This is a genomic window from Cellulosimicrobium cellulans (genome assembly GCF_024124905.1).
Classification (GTDB): domain Bacteria; phylum Actinomycetota; class Actinomycetes; order Actinomycetales; family Cellulomonadaceae; genus Cellulosimicrobium; species Cellulosimicrobium cellulans_G.
Genome location: NZ_JAMXST010000005.1, coordinates 158,489 through 176,953, shown reverse-complemented (window position 1 = coordinate 176,953; position 18,465 = coordinate 158,489). Strand labels below are relative to the sequence as shown.

The following is an 18,465-nucleotide window of genomic DNA, read 5'->3' as shown; positions in this document are numbered from 1 at the left end:
GGTGCGCGCGTGACGACGACGGCCGACCGGGTGACCTGGGACGACGACGCCTCCGCGGGCGCGTGGATCGCGCCGCGCCTCGGGGCGTTCGGCCCGCGCGTCGACGGCACGGTCCCGCGCGGCTACGCGGCGTACGCGTGCGTCCCGCACCCGGGCTGGGACGACGACGTCACGCTCGCGACGCGGACCGACGCCCTGGCCGCGGCGCTCGCACCCTTCACCGGCGACCAGGCGGTGCACCTCGCCCTGTGGACGGGCCACGCGTTCCTCTACGACCACGGCACCGACCCGCGCGCGAGCTCGGGCGTCGCGCCGCTCGTCGGGTGGCCCGAGGACGAGCCGCGGCCGACCCCCGAGGAGATCGAGCGCGCGGTCGCCGAGGCGTGGGAGCACCTCGCGCCGACGCTCGTCGAGCGCCCGGCCGCCCCGATGCTCCTGCTCCCGCACCGCGAGTACCACCTGTGGACGGGGACGCTCGCCGACGCCGGCGCGTTCCGCGACCACGAGCAGCCGCCCAACCTGTGGTGGCCCGAGGACCGGTCGTGGTTCGTCGGGACGGAGATCGACGCCGCCGCGACCTACGTGGGCGGGAGCGACGCGCTCGTCGAGGCGCTGTGCACGGACCCGGCGCTGCGCGCGAGCCGCGCCGCGCCGTCGGACCGGATGCTGTTCGAGGACTGACCCGCGGCTGACCCGGCCGCAGGCACCCGGGTCAGGCGGGCGCACCCGCCGCCTCGGCCTCGGCCGTCGCGCGCCGGTTGACGCGCCACCACACGAAGAACCCGACGAGCGTGAACGCGCCGTAGAACACGTACATGAACGCGGACGCGTAGAACCCGGCCGAGATCAGCAGCGGCACGCCCACGACGTCCACCGCGACCCAGATCAGCCAGAACTCGACCCAGCCCTTGGCCATGCCGTACGTCGCGAGCAGCGAGCCCATGAAGATCCACGCGTCGGCCCAGACGGGCTCGTAAGACTCGAGCGCCCGGAACAGGGGCGTGAGCAGCGCCGTCCCGCCGACGAGCGCGACGAGGAGGAACGCGCGCTGGCGCCACGACGCCCAGCGCGGCACGACCGCGACGCCGTGGCTGTCGGCGTCGGTCTCGCCGAGCCGGGCCTGGGTCCGGCGCCACTGCACCCACCCGTACACCGACACGACGACGAACATGACCTGCCGCCCGGCCTGGCCGAGCAGGTTGACGGGGTTGGGCGTCGCGAAGACCGCGCCGAGGAACACCGTGAGCAGCAGCAGGTTGCCGACGATGCCCACCGGCCACGCCCACACCTTGCGCCGCATACCGCCCAGCGCCGACGCCAGGCCGAACCCGTTGCCCACGATCTCGCGCCACAGCAGGTGCTGGTCGCCGATCGTCAGCTGCGCGTCGAACAGCGCGTGGATCAGGTCCATCGGATGTCCTCGTCCTCCCGGGCACGCGTGCTCCGGGGTGAGGGCCGGCGGCGGGGCCGGGCCACGAGGGCCCGACGGCGTCGCTCACCACGGCGAGGCCGCGCCCCGTCGCGCGGGCTCGCGAGAGCCCGGCCGAGGAAGGCCGCGCCGCACGTGCTTCCTCCCATCCGGACTGTCACCGTCGGTCCTGGAGTTCCACCAGGTCAACCGCGCGTGGGCGCGGGTCGCGGACTGTCACCGCCGGCTCGGAATTGCACCGACCCCGGAGCACGTTCGTGCGTACTGCGTTCTGCAACCGCTGATGCTACCGGCGCATTCCCCGACGCCGCGCCGACCGGTCGCTCGACGCGACATCGGCACACACGACCGAGGTCGGCAGTCGCGATGACCGAACTCGGCAGAAGCTGCCGATCTCAGCTGGTCACGCGAGCGCGTCGCGGACGGCGCGCGCGACGTCGTCCGCGACGCCCTGCGCGTCCGCGTCGGCGTCCACCACGGTCACGACGACGCGGCGCGCCGTGGGCGTGCCGTCCCCGCTGCGCTCCTGGGCGGCGCCGTCGGGCGCGGCGTACCGGCCGACGGCGGCGCGGCGCAGGTCCGCGAACGCCTCCTCGAGCTGGGGGCGCAGGTCCTGGTCGGGGGAGCGCAGCCACCGGCGCAGGAGCGCGTTGTGGACGGCGACGACCGACGCGGCGAACGCGATGGACGCGGTCGACCGGCGCTCGTCCGGCGGGAGCGCGTCGCGCAGGTACGCGGTGAAGGCGCGCTCGTAGCGGTGCGTCGTGACGAGCTCGCGGTCGCGCAGCGCCGGCACCTGCTGGAGGAGCTGCCACCGCGCGAGCGACGTCTCCCGCTGCCCGACGTGGTGGTCGAACACGAGCCGCGCCGCGCGGCAGACCTCGACGTACGGGTCGACGGCGGGGTCCGGCGTGAGCCGGCCCTCCGCGTCGGGCACGGGCCGCGTCGCGGCGAGCATGACGACGACCTCGTCGAGCAGGAGCTCGTGGTCCGCGAAGACCACGTCCTCCTTGGAGCCGTAGCGGCGGAAGAAGGTGGCGCGGCTGACCTGGGCGGCGTCGGCGATCTCCTCGACGGTCGTCTGCTCGTACCCCTTGCGGGTGAAGAGCTCGATCGCTGCGTCGACGGCCTGGGCGTGGGTGCGGCTGCGGACGTCGGTCATGCACCGGACGGTACACCGGTCCCGCTCGCGCGCCCCTTCCGGCCGAGCGCCGACGCTCCCTGCGGTCGTCCCCCGGGCCCGAAGGCCCGCACTCGGCCGTGGCGACCACGTGCGGCCGCCGGCTGGACGTTGGCCGGGCGCGTGCCGTGGGCAGCGGCGCCCGTGGTTCGACGGTAGACCTCCCGAGCGTCCGCGTCGATGGGCGGAGGGGCTGAAAACGGTGGCCGTCCACAGGCTGCGTGGCCGTCCACAATCCCGGTGCCCTGCCCGGCGTCGGATGACACCATGGCGCCCATGCTCGTGACCCTCGCCGCGACGGCGTCCCCGGGGACGCTCGACGACGCCACCGACCTCGGGTTCCTGCTGCACAAGCACCCGGACCGTGCCCAGGTGTTCGACCTGCCCGTGGGCCGCGCGCACGTGTTCTACCCCGAGGCGACGGCGGCGCGGTGCGAGGTCGCGCTGCTGCTCGAGGTCGACCCGGTCGGGATCGTGCGGAACAAGCGCTTCGGTGGCGGCGACGCCTTCGCCCTCGCGCAGTACGTCAACGACCGGCCGTACGCCGCCTCGTCGATGGTCGCCGTCGCGCTGGGCAAGGTGTTCGCGACGGCCATGGCGGGGCGGTGCGACGCCCGGCCCGGGCTGCCCGACGTCGAGCTCCCGCTGGAGCTGCACGTCCCGTCCCTGCCCTGCCGGGGTGGGCCCGACCTGGCGCGCCGGCTCTTCGAGCCGCTGGGCTGGCACGTGACGGCGACCGCGGAGCCGCTCGACCCGGCCGTCCCGGCGTGGGGCGCCTCGCGGTACGTCGACCTGCGCCTGCGCGGCACGCGACGGCTCGCCGACGCGCTCGCGCAGCTCTACGTGCTGCTGCCCGTGCTCGACGACGCGAAGCACTACTGGGTGTCCACGGACGAGGTGGACAAGCTCGTGCGCGCGGGCGGCGGCTGGCTCGCCGACCACCCCGAGCGCGCGCGGATCCTGCGCCGCTACCTCGCGCACCAGCGCCGCTACGTCGAGGACGCGACGGCGCGCCTCGCCGCGCTCGACGGCGCCGCGCCCGCGGACGTGGCCGAGCCCGACGGCGAGGTCTCGCCCGACGGCGCGACGTCACCCGGGGCGGACGTGCCGGAGCCGCCGCTCGCCCGGCAGCGCGCGGACGCGGTGCTCGGGGTGCTGCACGAGGTCGGCGCGAGGACCGTCGTCGACCTCGGCTGCGGCGAGGGCATGCTCCTGCGCCGGCTCGCCGCCGACCGGACGTTCACGCGCGTCCTCGGCACCGACGTCTCCGCGCGCGAGCTCGAGCGCGCGGCCGCCCGGCTGCGCCTGCACGACGCGAGCGACGCCGAGCGCGAGCGCGTGCGCCTGCTCCAGTCGTCCCTCACGTACACCGACGACAGGCTCACGGGGTTCGACGCCGCGGTCCTCATGGAGGTCGTCGAGCACGTCGACCCGTCGCGCCTCGACGCGCTGGCGCACGCGGTGCTGGGGCACGCGCGGCCGCGCACCGTCGTCGTGACGACGCCCAACGCGGAGTACAACGTGCACTACCCGAACCTGCTCGACGGGCCGGGCGGGAGCCGGGTGCGGCACCCCGACCACCGGTTCGAGTGGACGCGCGCCGTGCTGCGCGCGTGGGCGGGCGACGCCGCGGAGCGGTACGGGTACGCGGTCGAGCACCGCGACGTCGGACCGCTCGCGCCGGACGTCGGGGCGCCCACGCAGCTGGTGGTCCTCACGCTCGTGCCGGAGGGGGCCGTCGTGCACGACGTGCCGACCGCGGCAGGAGCCGACACGCGCGAGGGGGAGGAGGCCCGATGAGCGAGCGGACGACATCGCGGACGAGCGAGCCCGCGGCCGAGAACACGACGGAGCACGCGGCCGAGAACGCGGGACCGACGCGCGACCTGCGCGTCCCCGCGTCGAGCCTCGTGGTGCTCGTCGGCGTCTCCGGCTCGGGGAAGTCGACGTTCGCGCGCGAGCACTTCGGCCCGTACGAGACGGTGTCGTCGGACGTGTGCCGCGGCCTCGTGTCGAACGACGAGAACGACCAGGCGGCCACGAAGGCCGCCTTCGAGGTGCTCGAGACCATCGTGTCGAAGCGGCTCGAGGTGAACCTGCTCACCGTCGTCGACGCGACGAACGTGCAGCGCGAGGCCCGCAAGACCCTCGTCGCCCTCGCGCGCGCCCACGACGTGCTGCCCGTCGCGATCGTCCTCGACGTGCCCGAGAAGGTCGCGGTCGAGCGCAACGCGGCACGTGCGGACCGCGGGTTCGGCGCGCACGTCGTGACGCGGCAGCGCGCGGCGCTGCGGTCGTCGCTCAAGAGCCTGCAGCGCGAGGGGTTCCGCACCGTGCACGTGCTGCGCGGGGAGGAGGAGGTCGCGGCCGCGCGGGTCGTGCGCACGCCGCTGCTCACCGACCGTCGCGACGAGCACGGCCCGTTCGACGCGATCGGCGACGTGCACGGCTGTCTCGACGAGCTCGTGGCGCTCCTCGGCGAGCTGGGGTACGCCGTCGTGCGTGACGAGGCGGGCCGGCCCGTCGACGCCGCGCACCCCGAGGGCCGGCGCGCGATCTTCCTCGGGGACCTCGTCGACCGCGGCCCCGACTCCCCGGGCGTGCTGCGCCTCGCGATGGGCATGGTCCGGGCGGGCCACGCGCTCGCGGTGCCGGGCAACCACGAGCACAAGCTCGTGCGCGCGCTCGGCGGGCGCGACGTCAAGGTCTCCCACGGCCTCGAGACGACGCTCGCGCAGCTCGCCGAGGAGCCCGAGGAGTTCCGGCGCGAGGTCGCGGAGTTCTGCCGCGACCTCGTCTCCCACCTCGTGCTCGACGACGGGCGCCTCGTGGTCGCGCACGCGGGACTCAAGGAGTCCTACCAGGGCCGGGCGTCCGGGCGGGTGCGGAGCTTCGCGCTCTACGGCGACACCACGGGCGAGACCGACGAGTTCGGCCTGCCCGTGCGCTACCCGTGGGCGGACGACTACCGCGGCCACGCCATGGTCCTGTACGGGCACACGCCGACGCCCGAGGCCGAGTGGGTCAACAACACGATGTGCCTCGACACGGGGTGCGTGTTCGGCGGGAGGCTGTCCGCGCTGCGCTACCCGGAGAAGGAGGTCGTGCAGGTGCCGGCCGCGCGCGAGTACTACGCGCCCGCGCGCCCGTTCCTGCCGGAGGGCTCGGACGGCGCGCCGGTGCGCGAGCCCGACCTGCTCTCCGTCGCCGACGTGCTCGGGCGGCGCGCCGTCGAGACCGCGACGCACGGGCGCGTGACCGTCGGCGAGGAGCAGGCGGCGGGGGCGCTGGAGGTCATGAGCCGGTTCGCCGTCGACCCGCGGCTGCTGCTGTACCTGCCGCCGACCATGAGCCCGGTCGCGACCTCCACCCTGCCCGGCCTGCTCGAGCACCCCGACGGCGCGTTCGCCGCGTACGCGCGCGACGGCGTCGACCGGGTCGTGTGCGAGGAGAAGCACATGGGGTCGCGCGCGGTGCTGCTCGTCGCGCGCGACTCGGGGTCGGCGGACGGGTCGCGCGTCGTCGCGGAGCGGTTCGGGGTCGACGCGCCCGGCGCGGTGCACACCCGCACCGGGCGGTCGTTCTTCGACGAGCCGACGACGGCGCTGCTGCTCGGGCGCGTCGCCGCGGCCCTCGACGCGGCCGGGACGTGGGACGCTCTCGGCGCCGACTGGGTGCTGCTCGACGCCGAGGTGCTGCCGTGGTCGCTCAAGGCCGACCAGCTCCTGCGCGACCAGTACGCGAGCGTCGGGGCGGCCGCACGGGCGGTCATGCCCGCGGCCCTGGCGGCCCTCGCCGCGGCGGAGGCGCGGGGCGTCGACGTGGGCGAGCTCCGGCGTCGGACCGCGCGGCGGTCGACCGACGCCGAGCTGTTCGTCGAGGCGTACCGGCGCTACCGCTGGGACACGGGCGCGGCCGTGGACGGCGACGCCGCGCCCGACCCGCTGCGCGGCGTGCAGGTCGCGCCGTTCCAGGTGCTCGCGAGCGGGACGTCCGCGCGAGCCGGGTCCGCGGAGTCGGCCGGCACGACGTACGCCGAGCGAGACCACCTGTGGCACCTCGACGTCGCGGACCGGCTCGTCGCGGCGGACCCGGCGCTGTTCCGCACGACGCGGCGCGTCGTCGTCGACCTCGCCGACGACGCGTCGCGCGCCGAGGGGACGGCCTGGTGGGAGGAGCTCACGGCGGCCGGCGGCGAGGGCATGGTGGTCAAGCCGGTCGCCAACCTCGTGCGGCGCCGGGGCGCTCCCGGGAAGGGCGGCGGGCTCGTGCAGCCGGGGCTCAAGGTCCGCGGCCGGGAGTACCTGCGCATCATCTACGGCCCCGAGTACACCGAGGAGCGCAACCTCGAACGGCTGCGCGAGCGGTCGCTGGGGCGCAAGCGGTCCCTCGCGCTGCGGGAGTACGCGCTCGGCCTCGAGGCGCTCGACCGGGTGGCGCGCGGCGAGGCGACCTGGCGCGTCCACGAGCCGGTGTTCGCGGTGCTGGCGCTGGAGTCGGAGCCCGTCGACCCGCGACTGTGACGGCGACGACGGCGGGAGGCGTGCGGGGCGTCAGCCGCCCATGAAGGCGTTCATCGCGAGGACGGAGAAGAGGACCGCGGCCCCGAGCACCGCGACCGCGACGAGCCAGCCGTTCGCCCGCTCGACCGGCGGGACGGCCGGGCGCTGCGCGGGGTCGGCCTCGCGCCGTCGGGCACCGCGACGCGCCGTGAAGCGCAGGCCGCGCGCGGCCGCACGGGCGGAGGACTGCTGGGGGGACGGCTCGGGGAGCTGCTCGGGGGACGCAGCGTCCCGGGCAGGAGTCGGGGTCGTCACGGGCGGAGCACCTCCGGAGGTCTCCGGCGCCGCTGCCCGACGCCGTGCCGCCAGTCTTCCCGTCGACCCGCCCCCGGCGCGTCGCCCGTCCGGTGGATCCTGCGGTCCACCGGGGTGCGACCTCCGGATGACCCGCCTACTCGGAGACCCGCTCCGAGGCGCCGCCCGGCGGGTCCAGGTGCGCGGGGAGCGCCTGGATGTCGTCGAGATCGAGGGGCGCGTGGTCGGGGAGGGACGGGATGCTCCCCGGAGGCACTCGTGCCGGCAGGGACTGGATACCGTCGAGGTCCGGGGGCACGGGGGCGCGGTCGGGCAGGGAGCGGACGGGACCGATGCCGTCGGGCACCGGCGCGGGCAGCGCCACGATGTCGTCGAGGTCCGGCCGAGCGAGAGGCTGGGGAGAAGGACCCTTGTCGGGGTCGAAGGGTGCGCAGACCTCGAGCTCGAACGGGGACGCAAAGCCGACGCGAAGGATCGACGGGAGCGCCCACCCGTCCGAGGGGCCGGTCGGTGCGCTCGAGGACTCCTGCTGGGCGGCGTTGTGGCGAAGGGTCGTCGAGAGGTGGTCGACGACGAGCGCCGCGGCGCTCAGGCGGGGTGCGAGCTCCTCGGCCCACGACGTGCGGAAGGCGTCGCCGTCCGGACCCGACCAGGACGTGGCGCGCACGGCCGTGTCGAGCACGTGGCGGGCGTCCTCGAGCAGTCCGCGGGCGTCTGTCGCGCGCGCGGCGAGGTTGCGCAGCTCGGAGGGACTGCTTCCCCAGAATCCTGACATCGGGCGTCCTTCGTCGTGTCCTCGAGCGAGCGTGGTCGCCGTCGACGCTAGCCGGACCGGCGAGCACGCACGATGGGGAGACCTCCCCCCGTGCCCTGAGCCCACCGAGGTCCGGGACCGGTCCGGAGTCGGCTCGCACACGGCTCGGACCTCAGCGCGGCGCGTTCTCCTGGTAGCGGGGTCGGCCGCCGCGCGCGGCGCGCTGGAGGTAGCGGACCTCGCGCAGCGCGACGGCGGCGGCGACGAGGAGCGGGAACCACGCCCAGACGCGGCCGCGCAGCACGAGGACGAGGCACACGAGCGCGACGGCGATCCCGCCGAAGACCGTCCCCACGCTCGCCCAGCGCACGCCCGTGCGCACCTCGTCGGCACGCTGCCACCAGCGCCCCAGGCGCTCGCCGAGGCCGGGTCGCGGGGTCGGGGCCGTGCTCACGAGCGGGCCTCGCGGGCGAGCGCCACGCCCTCGATGCTGCGCACGGCCATGCGCAGCGCGTCGGCCCGCGTCGCCTCGCCCTCGTCGTGCATCGCCCACGCGTTGAAGAGCATCCACCAGAGCGTGCGGACGAGCCACGCGACGCTGAGCTGGTCGTCGAACACGCCGTCCGCCTGGCCGCGGCGCAGGAGGTCGCGCACCGGCTCCTCCACCGCGTCGGACTCCGCCCAGAACTCGGGCTCGCCGCCGGACAACTCGTTGAACAGCACCATGTACCAGGGGCCGAGGTCGAAGTACTCGAACGCGAGGCGGCGCAGCGCGGACGCGGGGGCGCCGTCGTCGAGGCGGGCCGCGGTGATCGCGGCGCGCGTGCGCTCGACGGCCTCGGTCCCGATCGCCTCGACGAGGTCGGCCCGCTCGGGGAAGTAGCGGTGCAGCGTCGTGCGCCCCACCTGCGCGGCCTGGGCGACGTCGCCGAGCGACGCGGACTTGTCCGTGCTGAGCACGGCGACCGCGGCGTCGAGGATCGCGCGCCGCGTGCGCGCGCGGGTGCCGCTCTCCGCGGGCGCGCCGTCGCGCGCCGCTGCGAGGGCCGGCGCGGTGGTGGCGTCCCGCGCGCTGGTTCGTGCCGTCACGCGGCCCACGATAGCCCTCCGCGCAGTGGAACACCTCTTGCCACGAGTGGAACAGGAATGTTCCACTAGTGGTCACGCCCGTTCCGCTGCTCTGTTCCGCCCGCGTCAACCACAGTTGACACGAGAGAGGATGTCAACCATGGTTGACGCCATGCCCACGACTGACGCCACCGGCTCGCCGACCACGACGCCCGCCACGCCCGCCACGCCCGACACGCCCGACACGCCCACCGGCCCGTTCCTCCCGCGGCTCAAGGTGCTCGGGGAGTTCGTCCGACCGCATCGCCGCACGCTCCTGCTCGGCCTCGTCCTGGGGCTGGGCACCACCGCCGCGGCGCTCGCGACGCCGATGGTCACCAAGTGGGTGCTCGACACCCTCGGGACGGGGGAGTCGCTGACCCCGGCCGTCCTCACGCTCGTCGGGCTGCTCGTCGTGGGCCTCGTGCTCGGGCTGTGGCAGTGGATCCTGCTCGGCACGCTCGCCGAGCGGGTCGTGCTCGACGCGCGGTCGTCCATGGTCCGGCGCTACTTCCGCGCGCGGATCGGTGCGCTCACCGGGCGCCCGACCGGGGAGCTCGTCACGCGCGTCACGTCCGACACCGTGCTGCTGCGGGAGGCCGCGTCGTCGAGCATCGTCAACCTCGTCAACTTCGCCGTGTCCCTCGTCGGGACGATCGTCCTCATGGGCGTGCTCGACATCGTGCTGCTCGGCACGACGCTCGGCGCGATCGTCGTCATCGCGGTGCTCGTCGGCGCGCTCATGCCGAGGATCGCGAAGGCGCAGGAGAAGGCGCAGGAGTCGCTCGGCAGCCTCGGCGGCACGCTCGAGGGCGGCCTCCGCGCGATCCGCACCATCAAGGCCAGCCGCGCCGAGGGGCGCCAGATCGAGCGGGTGCTCGACGACGCGCAGGCGTCCGCGCGGCACAGCGTCCGGGCCGTGCGGACCGAGGCGGTCGCGTGGACCATCGCGGGCGGCGGGATCCAGCTCGCGATCATCGTCATCCTCGCGCTCGGCGCGTGGCGCGTCGACGAGGGGCTGCTCGCGGTGTCGAGCCTCGTCGCGTTCCTCCTCTACGCGTTCCAGATCGTCGAGCCCGTCACCGGCCTCACCATGAACGTCACGCAGCTCCAGGCCGGCATCGCCGCCGCGGGACGCATCAGCGAGGTCCAGTCGATCGAGCCGGAGGAGGACGACGACGTCGCTCGGCCGGCCCGGGCGGGCGCGGCGGCGCTGGACCCGGCCGCTGCGGAGGCGACTCGGGAGGCCGTGGCGGGCGCGACGTCGGGCACGGACGGGACCGCTGCCGGGACGCCGCGCCTCTCCCTGCGGGGCGTCACGGCGCGCTACCTGCCCGGCGGCGAGCCCGTCGTCAGCGACCTCGACCTCGACGTGCCCCACCGGGGGCAGGTCGCGATCGTCGGGCCGTCGGGCGCGGGCAAGACCACGACGTTCTCCCTGCTGCTGCGGTTCCTCCAGCCCGAGTCCGGGCAGATCCTCCTCGACGGCGTGCCCTACGACGACCTCACGTTCGACGACGTCCGGCGCCGCTTCGCGTACGTCGAGCAGGAGACGCCCGTCGTGCCGGGGACGATCCGCGAGAACCTCCTCCTCTCCGACCCCGGTGCGACCGACGAGGCCATGTGGGCCGCGCTCGCGAAGGTCCGGCTCGAGGCCAAGGTGCGCTCGCTCGCCGAGGGCCTCGACACGTCCCTCGTCGGGACGACCGTCTCGGGCGGCGAGCGGCAGCGCGTCGCCCTCGCGCGCGCCGTCCTGCACGCGCCCGACGTCCTGCTGCTCGACGAGGCGACGGCGCAGGTCGACGGGCTCACCGAGGCCGCCGTGCACGCCGTCATCGAGGACCTCGCGCGCGACCGCGCCGTCGTGACGATCGCGCACCGCCTGTCGACCGTGATCGACGCCGACCTCATCCTCGTCATGGAGGACGGACGCGTCCGCGCCCGCGGGACGCACGCCGAGCTCCTCGCGACCGACGAGCTCTACCGCGAGCTCGTCGCCGCCCTGCGCATCGCGACCGAGGAGGCCGCCACGTCGAGATAGCGGGTGCGATGAGTTCCGGGTGCGCGCGCGGTCGGAGGTGGCGTCAGGTGTGGACGACGGCGGTCGCGGCTCGTGCCGACCGCGGAGGGTGAGGGCGGCATGGGGAACGTGACGTGCGACGTGGCGGTGTCGGTGGACGGGTTCTCGTCCCGGCCCGACCAGACGGTGGAGCACCCGTTCGGCGAGGGCGTGGACCTGCACCGGTGGATGTTCGAGACGGCTGACGAGAACCGTGCGGAGCTCGACGCGATCCTCGCCGCCGGTGCGTACGTCATGGGCCGCAACATGTTCACCCCGGGCCGCGGCGAGTGGGACCTCGACTGGCGCGGGTGGTGGGGTCCGGAGCCGCCGTACCACGGGCCCGTGTTCGTGCTCACGCACCACCCGCGCGAACCGCTCGTCATGGAGGGCGGGACGACGTTCTTCTTCGTGACCGACGGCATCGAGTCCGCCGTCGCGCAGGCGCGGGAGGCCGCGGGCGACCGGGACGTCTCCGTCGCCGGCGGCGCCGCGACCATCAACCAGGCGCTCTCGGCCGGGCTCCTCGACGAGCTCCGGCTGCACGTCGTGCCGCAGGTCCTCGGGCACGGGGACCGCGTGCTCGACGGCGTCCCGCCCCTCGCGCTCGAGACCGTCGCCGTGCGCGCCGCGTCGCTCGTCACGCACGTCACGTACCGGGTGCTGGGGCCGCTCGGCTGACGGCCCGTGTCGGGGTCGCGGTGGCTCAGTCGAGCACGGCGAGCAGGAGCGGCGCCGCGACGACGACCACGACGACCGCCCCGACGACGAGGACGCGCCGCCACAGCCCAGCGTCCTCCGCCGCGCGGCGGGTCCGGGTGCGGTCGGTCCACACCGCGCCGTCGTACCAGCGCTCGCTGCCCGACCCCGGTGCGTCCGGGTACCACCCCGCCGGTGCCTTGCGCATGTCGCCTCCTCGCGTCACGGACCCGTGAGCCCCTCCGTACGGACCTGTGTCACAGCAGCCCCACCTCTTTCACGCAGCAGAGGCCGGCGAGGTTCCCTCCGGCCGCGAACCACCGTCACCGCGGCGCCGTGGCCGACGGCGGTGGCTCGCCTCCGGGGCGGGATCCGAACGGTCAGAGACCGGCGACCTGGGCCGCTCCGTCGGTCGCGATCTGCTCGAAGACGCGCTGGTCGGCGGCGAACTGCGTGCCGGGGATCGGCCGGTGGACGACGATCTCCGTGATCCCCGCCTCCGCGTACCCGCGCGCGGTCTCGACGAACGCGTCGACCGACGCGAGCGCGGGGTCGGGCGTGAAGCCGGTGAGCAGGATCCGCTCGACCGACGCCGCGTCGCGACCGGCGTCGGCGCACGCGGCCTCCAGCCGCTCCACCTGGTCGCGGACCGCCGCGCGGGACTGCGCCGGGGTCGCGTCGTCGCCCAGGCGGCCGTCGCCCGTCGTCACCCACGCCTGGCCGTAGCGCGCGGCGAGCCGCAGGCCGCGCGGGCCGGTCGCGGCGATGGCGAACGGCACGCGCGGGGACTGCACCGGACCGGGGATGGTCCGCGCCTCGTGCGCGCGGTAGTGGCCCTCGTCGTGCGTGACGGCGGGCTCGGTGAGCAGCCGGTCCAGCAGGACCGTGAAGTCGCGCAGGCGGTCCGCCCGCTCGCGCGCGGACCACGGCTCACCGCCGAGCACCGCCGCGTCGAAGCCGGTCGTGCCCGCGCCGAGACCGACCGTGATCCGGCCGCCCGACAGGTCGTCCAGCGTCATGACGTCCTTCGCGAACGTCACCGGCTCACGGAAGTTCGGCGACGACACGAGCGTGCCCAGGCGTACCCGCTCCGTCGTGCCCGCCGCGGCGGCGAGCGTCGGGACGGCGCCGAACCACGGCCCGTCGCGGAAGGTCCGCCACGACAGGTGGTCGTACGTGTAGGCGGCGTGGAACCCGAGGTCGTCGGCCTCGCGCCACACGTCGCGGCCCTCACTCCACGGGTAGATCGGCAGGATCACGGTGCTCACGCGCATGGTCGCCAGCCTAGGGACACAGGCCGAGGCTGTCCGTCCTTGCGCTGTAGCGGAGGAACGGCGACGTGGTTCCCTCGGGGCAGAGGTCGACGTCCGTGGCGAGCGCGCGGCCCGTCTCGACGAGGAACCGGCAGACGACGTCGAACGTGGCCTGGTCATGGATCTCCCGGGCGTCGACGTCGAAAGCGATCTCGTCTCCGGGCCACAGGAACAGGTTCACCGACACCGTCGCGTCGGGATGAACGACGAGCGTTGGGAGCTCCCCGTCCTCGGTCGGGCGAAGACCGTCGGCATCCATCGGCCGACCGTCCTGTTCGACCCTCCAACCGAGCGCCTGGTACCGCAGAAGGAGGAGAGCGGGGTCGGCTCCTGTCGTCCCGTGCACCAATCCGTCCGGCAGGCGTCCTTCGACGCTCTCGTCGAAGTGCCCGGAGACCTCGCGCCAGCGGATCCGCATGCCGCGAGACTAGCGGGCGCCGATCCTGGGCCCCGTCTACGGTGTCGGTGTGATCCAGCACACCGTCGCCTTCCGCCTCGTCCACCCCGCCGGCAGCGCCGAGGAGGCCGAGTTCCTCGGCACCGCGCGCCGCACGCTCACCGCGATCCCGGGGGTGCGGGACTTCACGGTCTCGCGCCAGGTGAGCGCCAAGAGCCCGCTGACGTTCCAGTTCTCCATGGTGTTCGACGACGACGCCGCGTACGCCGCGTACGACGCCCACCCGGACCACCGCGGGTTCGTCGCCGACCGCTGGGTGCCCGAGGTCGCGGAGTTCCAGGAGCTCGACCTCGTCCCGCTCGCCGACTGACTGCATCGCCGCCCGGTGCCTCCGAGGTAGAACATCGCGTCGCGAGGTAGAGCTCGGCGCGTTCTACCTCGCGACCGGACGTTCTACCTCGCGGGACGGGGGCTCCTGCGGGCGGGGGCAGTCGCCCGGTGTGGCAGGGTGACGGCATGACCCAGATCGACCTGCGCATCTTCACCGAGCCCCAGCAGGGCGCCTCCTACGACGACCTCCTCGCGGTCGCGAAGGCGACCGAGGACCTCGGGTTCGACGCCTTCTTCCGCTCCGACCACTACCTCGTCATGGGCGACGGCGACGGGCTGCCCGGCCCGACCGACGCGTGGACGACGCTCGCCGGCCTGGCCCGCGAGACGAGCCGCATCCGGCTCGGCACGCTCGTGTCGTCGGCGACGTTCCGCCACCCGGGCGTGCTGGCGATCCAGGTCGCGCAGGTCGACCAGATGTCGGGCGGTCGCGTGGAGCTCGGGCTCGGCGCGGGCTGGTTCGCGCGCGAGCACGAGGCGTACGGCATCCCGTTCCCGGAGAAGCGGTTCGGGATCCTCGAGGAGCAGCTCGCGGTGATCACCGGGCTGTGGGAGACGCCGGTCGGGGAGACGTTCTCGTTCAGCGGCGAGCACTACACGCTCACGGACTCCCCGGCCCTGCCGAAGCCCGCGCAGGAGCGCGTCCCGGTGATCGTCGGCGGCCACGGTCCCCGGCGCACCCCGGCGCTCGCGGCCCGGTACGCGAGCGAGTTCAACGCGGCGTTCCCCGACCCGGGCGTCCTGCCCGACCGGTTCGAGAACGTGCGCGCCGCGTGCCTCGACGCCGACCGTGACCCCGACTCGCTCGTGTACTCGGCGGCGTTCGTCGTCGCGGTGGGCAAGGACGAGGCGGAGTTCCGCCGTCGGGCCGACGCGATCGGGCGCGAGCCCGACGAGGTGCGCCGCAACGGCCTGGCCGGGACGGTCTCCGAGGTCGCGGACAAGATCGCCGCCGCGGCCGAGCAGGGCGCGACGCGCTTCTACCTCCAGGTGCTCGACCTGCACGACCTCGACCACCTCGACCTCATCGCGTCTGAGGTCGTGCCGCAGCTGCCCTGACCGTCCGTGCCCGCGTCGCGACGACAGGCTCGTCGCGACGTGGGCATCGTCGACCGCGACCGCGACCGCGACCGCGGCCGGTGCCGTCCGCCCGCCGCAGGCGTCCACCCGTCGGACGCCCGGCGCGCCGGCGCCGTGAATTCTCCGTTTCCGCCCGTGAACGACTCGTTTCCGGCTCGTGCGGGTCGCCGCCGGGTGAGCGCTCACCCGGTCGCGGACGACGGCTTCCGACCGGGTCGGGAACGGCACCGCACCAACGATCCGGCCCACCTCGACGACGTGGCGCCGCCCGCGGCCCGGCCCGTTCACATCTGACCTGGGGCGGAAGAGAGGCCGTCGCGTCACCCCGCACGACCCGTGACAAGCCCGCCCGGCACCGCTACGTTCGGCGCAGACGACGAGGTGGCCCGCTGGTGCGGGCCACCTCGACCCGTCTCGGCCCGCGCTCGACCGGCTCGGCCGCACCGCACGTCCCGCACGGCACCGCACCACGGCACGACACGCACCACGTCACGACGCCGACGACGTCGCCGCACCCGGGCTCTCGACGACCCGGCGGGTCCGCCCGCCGTCGTCCGCCGTCGGCCCGACCGCGCCCCCCGGAGGATTCCCGGGGCCCCGTCGAGAGCCGGAGGTCTGCGATGCCCGTCTCCGAGTTCGACCGCCTGGTCGTCACCCCGCGCCGTACGCAGCACGTGCGGCCCGCGACGTTCGGCCCGAGCGCCGACGTCGACCGCCCGACCGGCCCGCCGCGCGACGAGAACTCCGCCGCGCGCTCGCCGTCGCTCGTCATGATCATGCTGCTGGCGACGCTCGGCGTCGTCGCGTACGCGGTGTTCCTGCTCAACCCGGCCAACCGCGGCGACGCGCTGCCGTACGTCATGGTCATCACGGCCGAGTCGGTGCTCGTCGCCCAGGCGCTGCTGGCGATGTGGACCGTCCTGTCGAGCGGGCACGACCCGCGCGGGTTCTCGTTCCACCACGCGAAGGACCGCCTGTTCGACGTCCCCGAGATCATCCGCGACGGCGCCGAGGACGACCCGACGCGCTGGAACCTGTACCTCCACGACCGTCCCGTCACGGTCGACGTCCTCATCACGACCTACGGCGAGGACCTCGACACCATCGCGCGCACGGTGCGCGCTGCCCTCGCGGTCCGCGGCACCCACCGCACGTGGGTGCTCGACGACGGCCGGTCCGACGACGTCCGCGACCTCGCCGCCCAGCTCGGGGCGCGCTACGTGCGACGGCTGTCGAGCAACGGCGCGAAGGCCGGCAACGTCAACCACGCGCTCGCCATCGCCAAGGGCGACTTCTTCGTCATCCTCGACGCCGACTTCGTCGCCAGGCCGGAGCTCCTCGTGGAGACCGTGCCGTTCTTCGTCAAGGACGACGTCGCGTTCGTCCAGACGCCGCAGACCTACGGCAACCTCGACAACCTCATCTCGCGCGGCGCCGGGTACATGCAGGCCGTCTTCTACCGGTTCGTGCAGCCTGGCCGCAACCGCTTCAACGCCGCGTTCTGCGTCGGGACCAACGTGATCTTCCGCCGCGCCGCGATCGACGACATCGGCGGCATGCACACCGACTCCAAGTCCGAGGACGTGTGGACGTCGCTCATGCTCCACGAGCGCGGGTGGCGCACGATCTACATCCCCACGACGCTCGCGGTCGGCGACACCCCGGAGACCGTCGAGGCGTACACCAAGCAGCAGCTGCGCTGGGCGACCGGCGGGTTCGAGATCCTGCTCCAGCACAACCCGCTCAGCCCGCGCCGCACCCTCACGCTCGACCAGCGGCTCCAGTACACCGTCACCGCGACGCACTACCTCGCGGGCATCGCGCCGCTCGTGCTGCTGCTCGTGCCGCCGCTGCAGGTCTACCTCGACCTCACGCCCATGAACCTCACCATCTCGTGGGGCACGTGGCTGCTCTACTACGCGGGCTTCTACGTGCTCCAGATCGCCATCGCGTTCTTCACGCTCGGGTCGTTCCGGTGGGAGGTGCTCATGCTCGCGTCCGTGTCGTTCCCCATCTACACCACGGCCCTGTGGAACGCGCTGACCGGCAAGGAGCAGGCGTGGCACGTGACCGGCAGCAAGGGGAAGGTCACGTCGCCGTTCAACTACATGATCCCGCAGGTGCTGTTCTTCGCGTTCCTGCTCGTGACGTCGGTGGTCGGGGCCTGGAAGGAGTGGGGCGACCCGATGCCGAGCCTCGCGCTCGCCTGGAACGTCACCAACACGCTGATCCTCGGCGCGTTCGTCGTGACGGCCCTCCGAGAGTCGCGGTCGACGCGCCTGGCGGCTCGGGACGGAGGGCGTTTGGTCCGGCCGCGGGACGGAGCGGCCGCGGCCGTCGTCGACGAGGCGTTGTCGGCGCGGCTCGGCGTGGAGGTGACGGTCGGCGTCGGGACGCGGGCCGGGAGGCGGCGGGCGCGCCGTGGCGGGGACTCGTCGTCCGGACCTGTCGGAGGTGTCGCATGACCTGGTCGAACCGCTTCCGCCTCGTGGGCGGGCTGCTCGTGGTGGTGCTCGTGTGCGCGGCGCTCACGCTCGTCATGAACCGGCGCCTCGGGCAGGCGACGAGCACCACGGCGACCATCCGGGCCGAGGTGCTCGACGTCGGCAGCGACTACGCGGGGACCGTCACCGCGGCGGAGGTCGCCGAGGGGGACGAGGTCGCCGCGGGCGACCCGCTGTTCACCGTGAGCAGCCTGACGCTCCAGCACGACATCGCGCTCGGGCTCGTCAGCGCCGACACGTCCGCGTACCAGGTGGCGCCCGACGGGACGATCACGCTGGTCGCGCCCTACGACGCCGTGGTCACCGACGTCACGACCCGCGAGGGCGGGTTCGTCCAGGCCGGCGAGGTGATCGCGTCGCTCGAGCGCGAAGGGTCGCTGTTCGTCGACGCCCGGCTGACGCTCGACCCGAGCGACTTCGCGCGCGTCCGCCAGGGCGCGGAGGTCACGGTCGTGCTGCCGAACCAGGTGGAGATCGCGGGCGAGGTCGCGTCGGTCGCGGTGCAGAACACCGCCAACCAGGCGGAGGCCACGATCGAGGTCACGAGCGACGCGCTCGTGCGCGGTGCGGAGCACGGCCTCGTCGCGTCGGGCACGCCCGTCACGGCGAGCATCGAGCTGCACGACGACGGCCCGCTCGCCGGGGTCGACGAGTCGTTCGGCACGTTCCTCCGCAAGGTGGGGCTGTGACGCCCCGCCGGGGTCGACCCGTCCGCCACGAGATCGACCTCCCGAAG

Annotated in this window: 18 protein-coding genes and 1 riboswitch; of the genes, 9 read left to right on the top strand and 9 right to left on the bottom strand. The window is 74.4% G+C overall.

All coding sequences use genetic code 11. The features are described 5' to 3' along the window. Nucleotides 1–9: 9 nt before the first annotated feature. Complete coding sequence (locus NHH00_RS15980; RefSeq protein WP_253054058.1) at nucleotides 10–681, top strand: hypothetical protein; 672 nt, start codon at nucleotides 10–12, stop codon at nucleotides 679–681. Between the two features lie 31 nt (nucleotides 682–712). Here NHH00_RS15980 and pnuC read toward each other — a convergent pair whose 3' ends face one another. Both pnuC and NHH00_RS15970 read right to left on the bottom strand, forming a co-directional pair. After that, nucleotides 713–1,411, bottom strand: a complete 699-nt coding sequence (pnuC, locus tag NHH00_RS15975) for a nicotinamide riboside transporter PnuC (protein ID WP_253054056.1) — start codon at nucleotides 1,409–1,411, stop codon at nucleotides 713–715. A 150-nt stretch (nucleotides 1,412–1,561) separates the two neighbouring features. Continuing rightward, nucleotides 1,562–1,685, bottom strand: a riboswitch (FMN riboswitch). 147 nt (nucleotides 1,686–1,832) lie between these two features. After that, nucleotides 1,833–2,591 carry a TetR/AcrR family transcriptional regulator gene (locus tag NHH00_RS15970; protein WP_253054054.1) on the bottom strand — a complete coding sequence of 253 codons (759 nt, stop codon included), beginning with the start codon at nucleotides 2,589–2,591 and terminating at the stop codon, nucleotides 1,833–1,835. Nucleotides 2,592–2,885: 294 nt separating this feature from the next. On the opposite strand from NHH00_RS15970, the gene NHH00_RS15965 reads away from it, so the two are divergent. Together NHH00_RS15965 and NHH00_RS15960 are read left to right on the top strand one after the other, a co-directional pair. Then, nucleotides 2,886–4,409, top strand: a complete 1,524-nt coding sequence (locus NHH00_RS15965) for a 3' terminal RNA ribose 2'-O-methyltransferase Hen1 (RefSeq protein WP_253054918.1) — start codon at nucleotides 2,886–2,888, stop codon at nucleotides 4,407–4,409. Continuing rightward, the gene (locus NHH00_RS15960; protein ID WP_253054052.1) at nucleotides 4,406–7,132 is read left to right on the top strand and encodes a polynucleotide kinase-phosphatase; all 2,727 of its coding nucleotides are present in this window, start codon (nucleotides 4,406–4,408) and stop codon (nucleotides 7,130–7,132) included. Before NHH00_RS15965 ends, NHH00_RS15960 begins: the two co-directional genes overlap by 4 nt. A 30-nt stretch (nucleotides 7,133–7,162) precedes the next feature. Here the strand turns inward: NHH00_RS15960 and NHH00_RS15955 are convergent, their stop codons facing one another. From NHH00_RS15955 to NHH00_RS15940, 4 genes are all read right to left on the bottom strand, one after another. After that, the gene (locus NHH00_RS15955; protein ID WP_253054050.1) at nucleotides 7,163–7,426 is read right to left on the bottom strand and encodes a hypothetical protein; all 264 of its coding nucleotides are present in this window, start codon (nucleotides 7,424–7,426) and stop codon (nucleotides 7,163–7,165) included. A gap of 136 nt (nucleotides 7,427–7,562) precedes the next feature. Beyond that, nucleotides 7,563–8,201 carry a WXG100 family type VII secretion target gene (locus tag NHH00_RS15950; RefSeq protein WP_253054048.1) on the bottom strand — a complete coding sequence of 213 codons (639 nt, stop codon included), beginning with the start codon at nucleotides 8,199–8,201 and terminating at the stop codon, nucleotides 7,563–7,565. Between the two features lie 151 nt (nucleotides 8,202–8,352). Then, nucleotides 8,353–8,634 carry a hypothetical protein gene (locus tag NHH00_RS15945; protein ID WP_253054046.1) on the bottom strand — a complete coding sequence of 94 codons (282 nt, stop codon included), beginning with the start codon at nucleotides 8,632–8,634 and terminating at the stop codon, nucleotides 8,353–8,355. After that, nucleotides 8,631–9,269 (bottom strand): TetR/AcrR family transcriptional regulator, encoded by a 639-nt coding sequence (locus NHH00_RS15940; RefSeq protein WP_253054044.1) that lies wholly within the window; start codon nucleotides 9,267–9,269, stop codon nucleotides 8,631–8,633. The genes NHH00_RS15945 and NHH00_RS15940 overlap by 4 nt, the downstream gene beginning before the upstream one ends. Before the next feature lie 151 nt (nucleotides 9,270–9,420). Here NHH00_RS15940 and NHH00_RS15935 point away from each other — a divergent pair, with 151 nt between their 5' ends. Together NHH00_RS15935 and NHH00_RS15930 are read left to right on the top strand one after the other, a co-directional pair. Further along, nucleotides 9,421–11,328, top strand: coding sequence for an ABC transporter ATP-binding protein (locus NHH00_RS15935; RefSeq protein WP_253054042.1), 1,908 nt, complete (start codon nucleotides 9,421–9,423; stop codon nucleotides 11,326–11,328). A 99-nt stretch (nucleotides 11,329–11,427) separates the two neighbouring features. Then, a complete protein-coding gene (locus NHH00_RS15930; protein WP_253054040.1) occupies nucleotides 11,428–12,027 on the top strand; it encodes a dihydrofolate reductase family protein in 600 nt (199 codons plus the stop codon). 25 nt (nucleotides 12,028–12,052) lie between these two features. On the opposite strand, the gene NHH00_RS15925 is transcribed toward NHH00_RS15930, so the two are convergent. From NHH00_RS15925 to NHH00_RS15915, 3 genes are all read right to left on the bottom strand, one after another. Further along, on the bottom strand, nucleotides 12,053–12,253 hold the full coding sequence (locus tag NHH00_RS15925; protein WP_253054038.1) for a DUF2510 domain-containing protein: 201 nt from the start codon (nucleotides 12,251–12,253) through the stop codon (nucleotides 12,053–12,055). A 172-nt stretch (nucleotides 12,254–12,425) separates the two neighbouring features. Beyond that, on the bottom strand, nucleotides 12,426–13,319 hold the full coding sequence (locus NHH00_RS15920) for an LLM class flavin-dependent oxidoreductase (RefSeq protein WP_253054036.1): 894 nt from the start codon (nucleotides 13,317–13,319) through the stop codon (nucleotides 12,426–12,428). A gap of 10 nt (nucleotides 13,320–13,329) precedes the next feature. Then, entirely contained in the window at nucleotides 13,330–13,776 is a 447-nt protein-coding gene (locus tag NHH00_RS15915) for a hypothetical protein (RefSeq protein ID WP_253054034.1), read from the bottom strand. 49 nt (nucleotides 13,777–13,825) lie between these two features. On the opposite strand from NHH00_RS15915, the gene NHH00_RS15910 reads away from it, so the two are divergent. From NHH00_RS15910 to NHH00_RS15895, 4 genes are all read left to right on the top strand, one after another. Further along, nucleotides 13,826–14,125, top strand: a complete 300-nt coding sequence (locus NHH00_RS15910) for a Dabb family protein (protein WP_253054032.1) — start codon at nucleotides 13,826–13,828, stop codon at nucleotides 14,123–14,125. Nucleotides 14,126–14,280: 155 nt separating this feature from the next. Next, nucleotides 14,281–15,204: an LLM class F420-dependent oxidoreductase gene (locus tag NHH00_RS15905; protein WP_253054916.1), complete on the top strand. Its 924-nt coding sequence runs from the start codon at nucleotides 14,281–14,283 to the stop codon at nucleotides 15,202–15,204. A gap of 641 nt (nucleotides 15,205–15,845) precedes the next feature. Next, nucleotides 15,846–17,690, top strand: a complete 1,845-nt coding sequence (locus NHH00_RS15900; RefSeq protein WP_253054029.1) for a glycosyltransferase family 2 protein — start codon at nucleotides 15,846–15,848, stop codon at nucleotides 17,688–17,690. Beyond that, a complete protein-coding gene (locus NHH00_RS15895; RefSeq protein ID WP_253054027.1) occupies nucleotides 17,687–18,418 on the top strand; it encodes an HlyD family efflux transporter periplasmic adaptor subunit in 732 nt (243 codons plus the stop codon). The genes NHH00_RS15900 and NHH00_RS15895 overlap by 4 nt, the downstream gene beginning before the upstream one ends. Nucleotides 18,419–18,465 lie beyond the last annotated feature (47 nt).

Excerpts from the sequence above, each read along its gene's own strand:
- pnuC (WP_253054056.1), bottom strand. The coding sequence starts at position 1,411 with ATGGACCTGATCCACGCGCTGTTCGACGCGCAGCTGACGATCGGCGAC.
- NHH00_RS15970 (WP_253054054.1), bottom strand. The coding sequence starts at position 2,591 with ATGACCGACGTCCGCAGCCGCACCCACGCCCAGGCCGTCGACGCAGCG.
- NHH00_RS15965 (WP_253054918.1), top strand. The coding sequence starts at position 2,886 with ATGCTCGTGACCCTCGCCGCGACGGCGTCCCCGGGGACGCTCGACGAC.
- NHH00_RS15960 (WP_253054052.1), top strand. The coding sequence starts at position 4,406 with ATGAGCGAGCGGACGACATCGCGGACGAGCGAGCCCGCGGCCGAGAAC.
- NHH00_RS15950 (WP_253054048.1), bottom strand. The coding sequence starts at position 8,201 with ATGTCAGGATTCTGGGGAAGCAGTCCCTCCGAGCTGCGCAACCTCGCC.
- NHH00_RS15935 (WP_253054042.1), top strand. The coding sequence starts at position 9,421 with ATGCCCACGACTGACGCCACCGGCTCGCCGACCACGACGCCCGCCACG.
- NHH00_RS15930 (WP_253054040.1), top strand. The coding sequence starts at position 11,428 with ATGGGGAACGTGACGTGCGACGTGGCGGTGTCGGTGGACGGGTTCTCG.
- NHH00_RS15925 (WP_253054038.1), bottom strand. The coding sequence starts at position 12,253 with ATGCGCAAGGCACCGGCGGGGTGGTACCCGGACGCACCGGGGTCGGGC.
- NHH00_RS15920 (WP_253054036.1), bottom strand. The coding sequence starts at position 13,319 with ATGCGCGTGAGCACCGTGATCCTGCCGATCTACCCGTGGAGTGAGGGC.
- NHH00_RS15915 (WP_253054034.1), bottom strand. The coding sequence starts at position 13,776 with ATGCGGATCCGCTGGCGCGAGGTCTCCGGGCACTTCGACGAGAGCGTC.
- NHH00_RS15900 (WP_253054029.1), top strand. The coding sequence starts at position 15,846 with ATGCCCGTCTCCGAGTTCGACCGCCTGGTCGTCACCCCGCGCCGTACG.
- NHH00_RS15895 (WP_253054027.1), top strand. The coding sequence starts at position 17,687 with ATGACCTGGTCGAACCGCTTCCGCCTCGTGGGCGGGCTGCTCGTGGTG.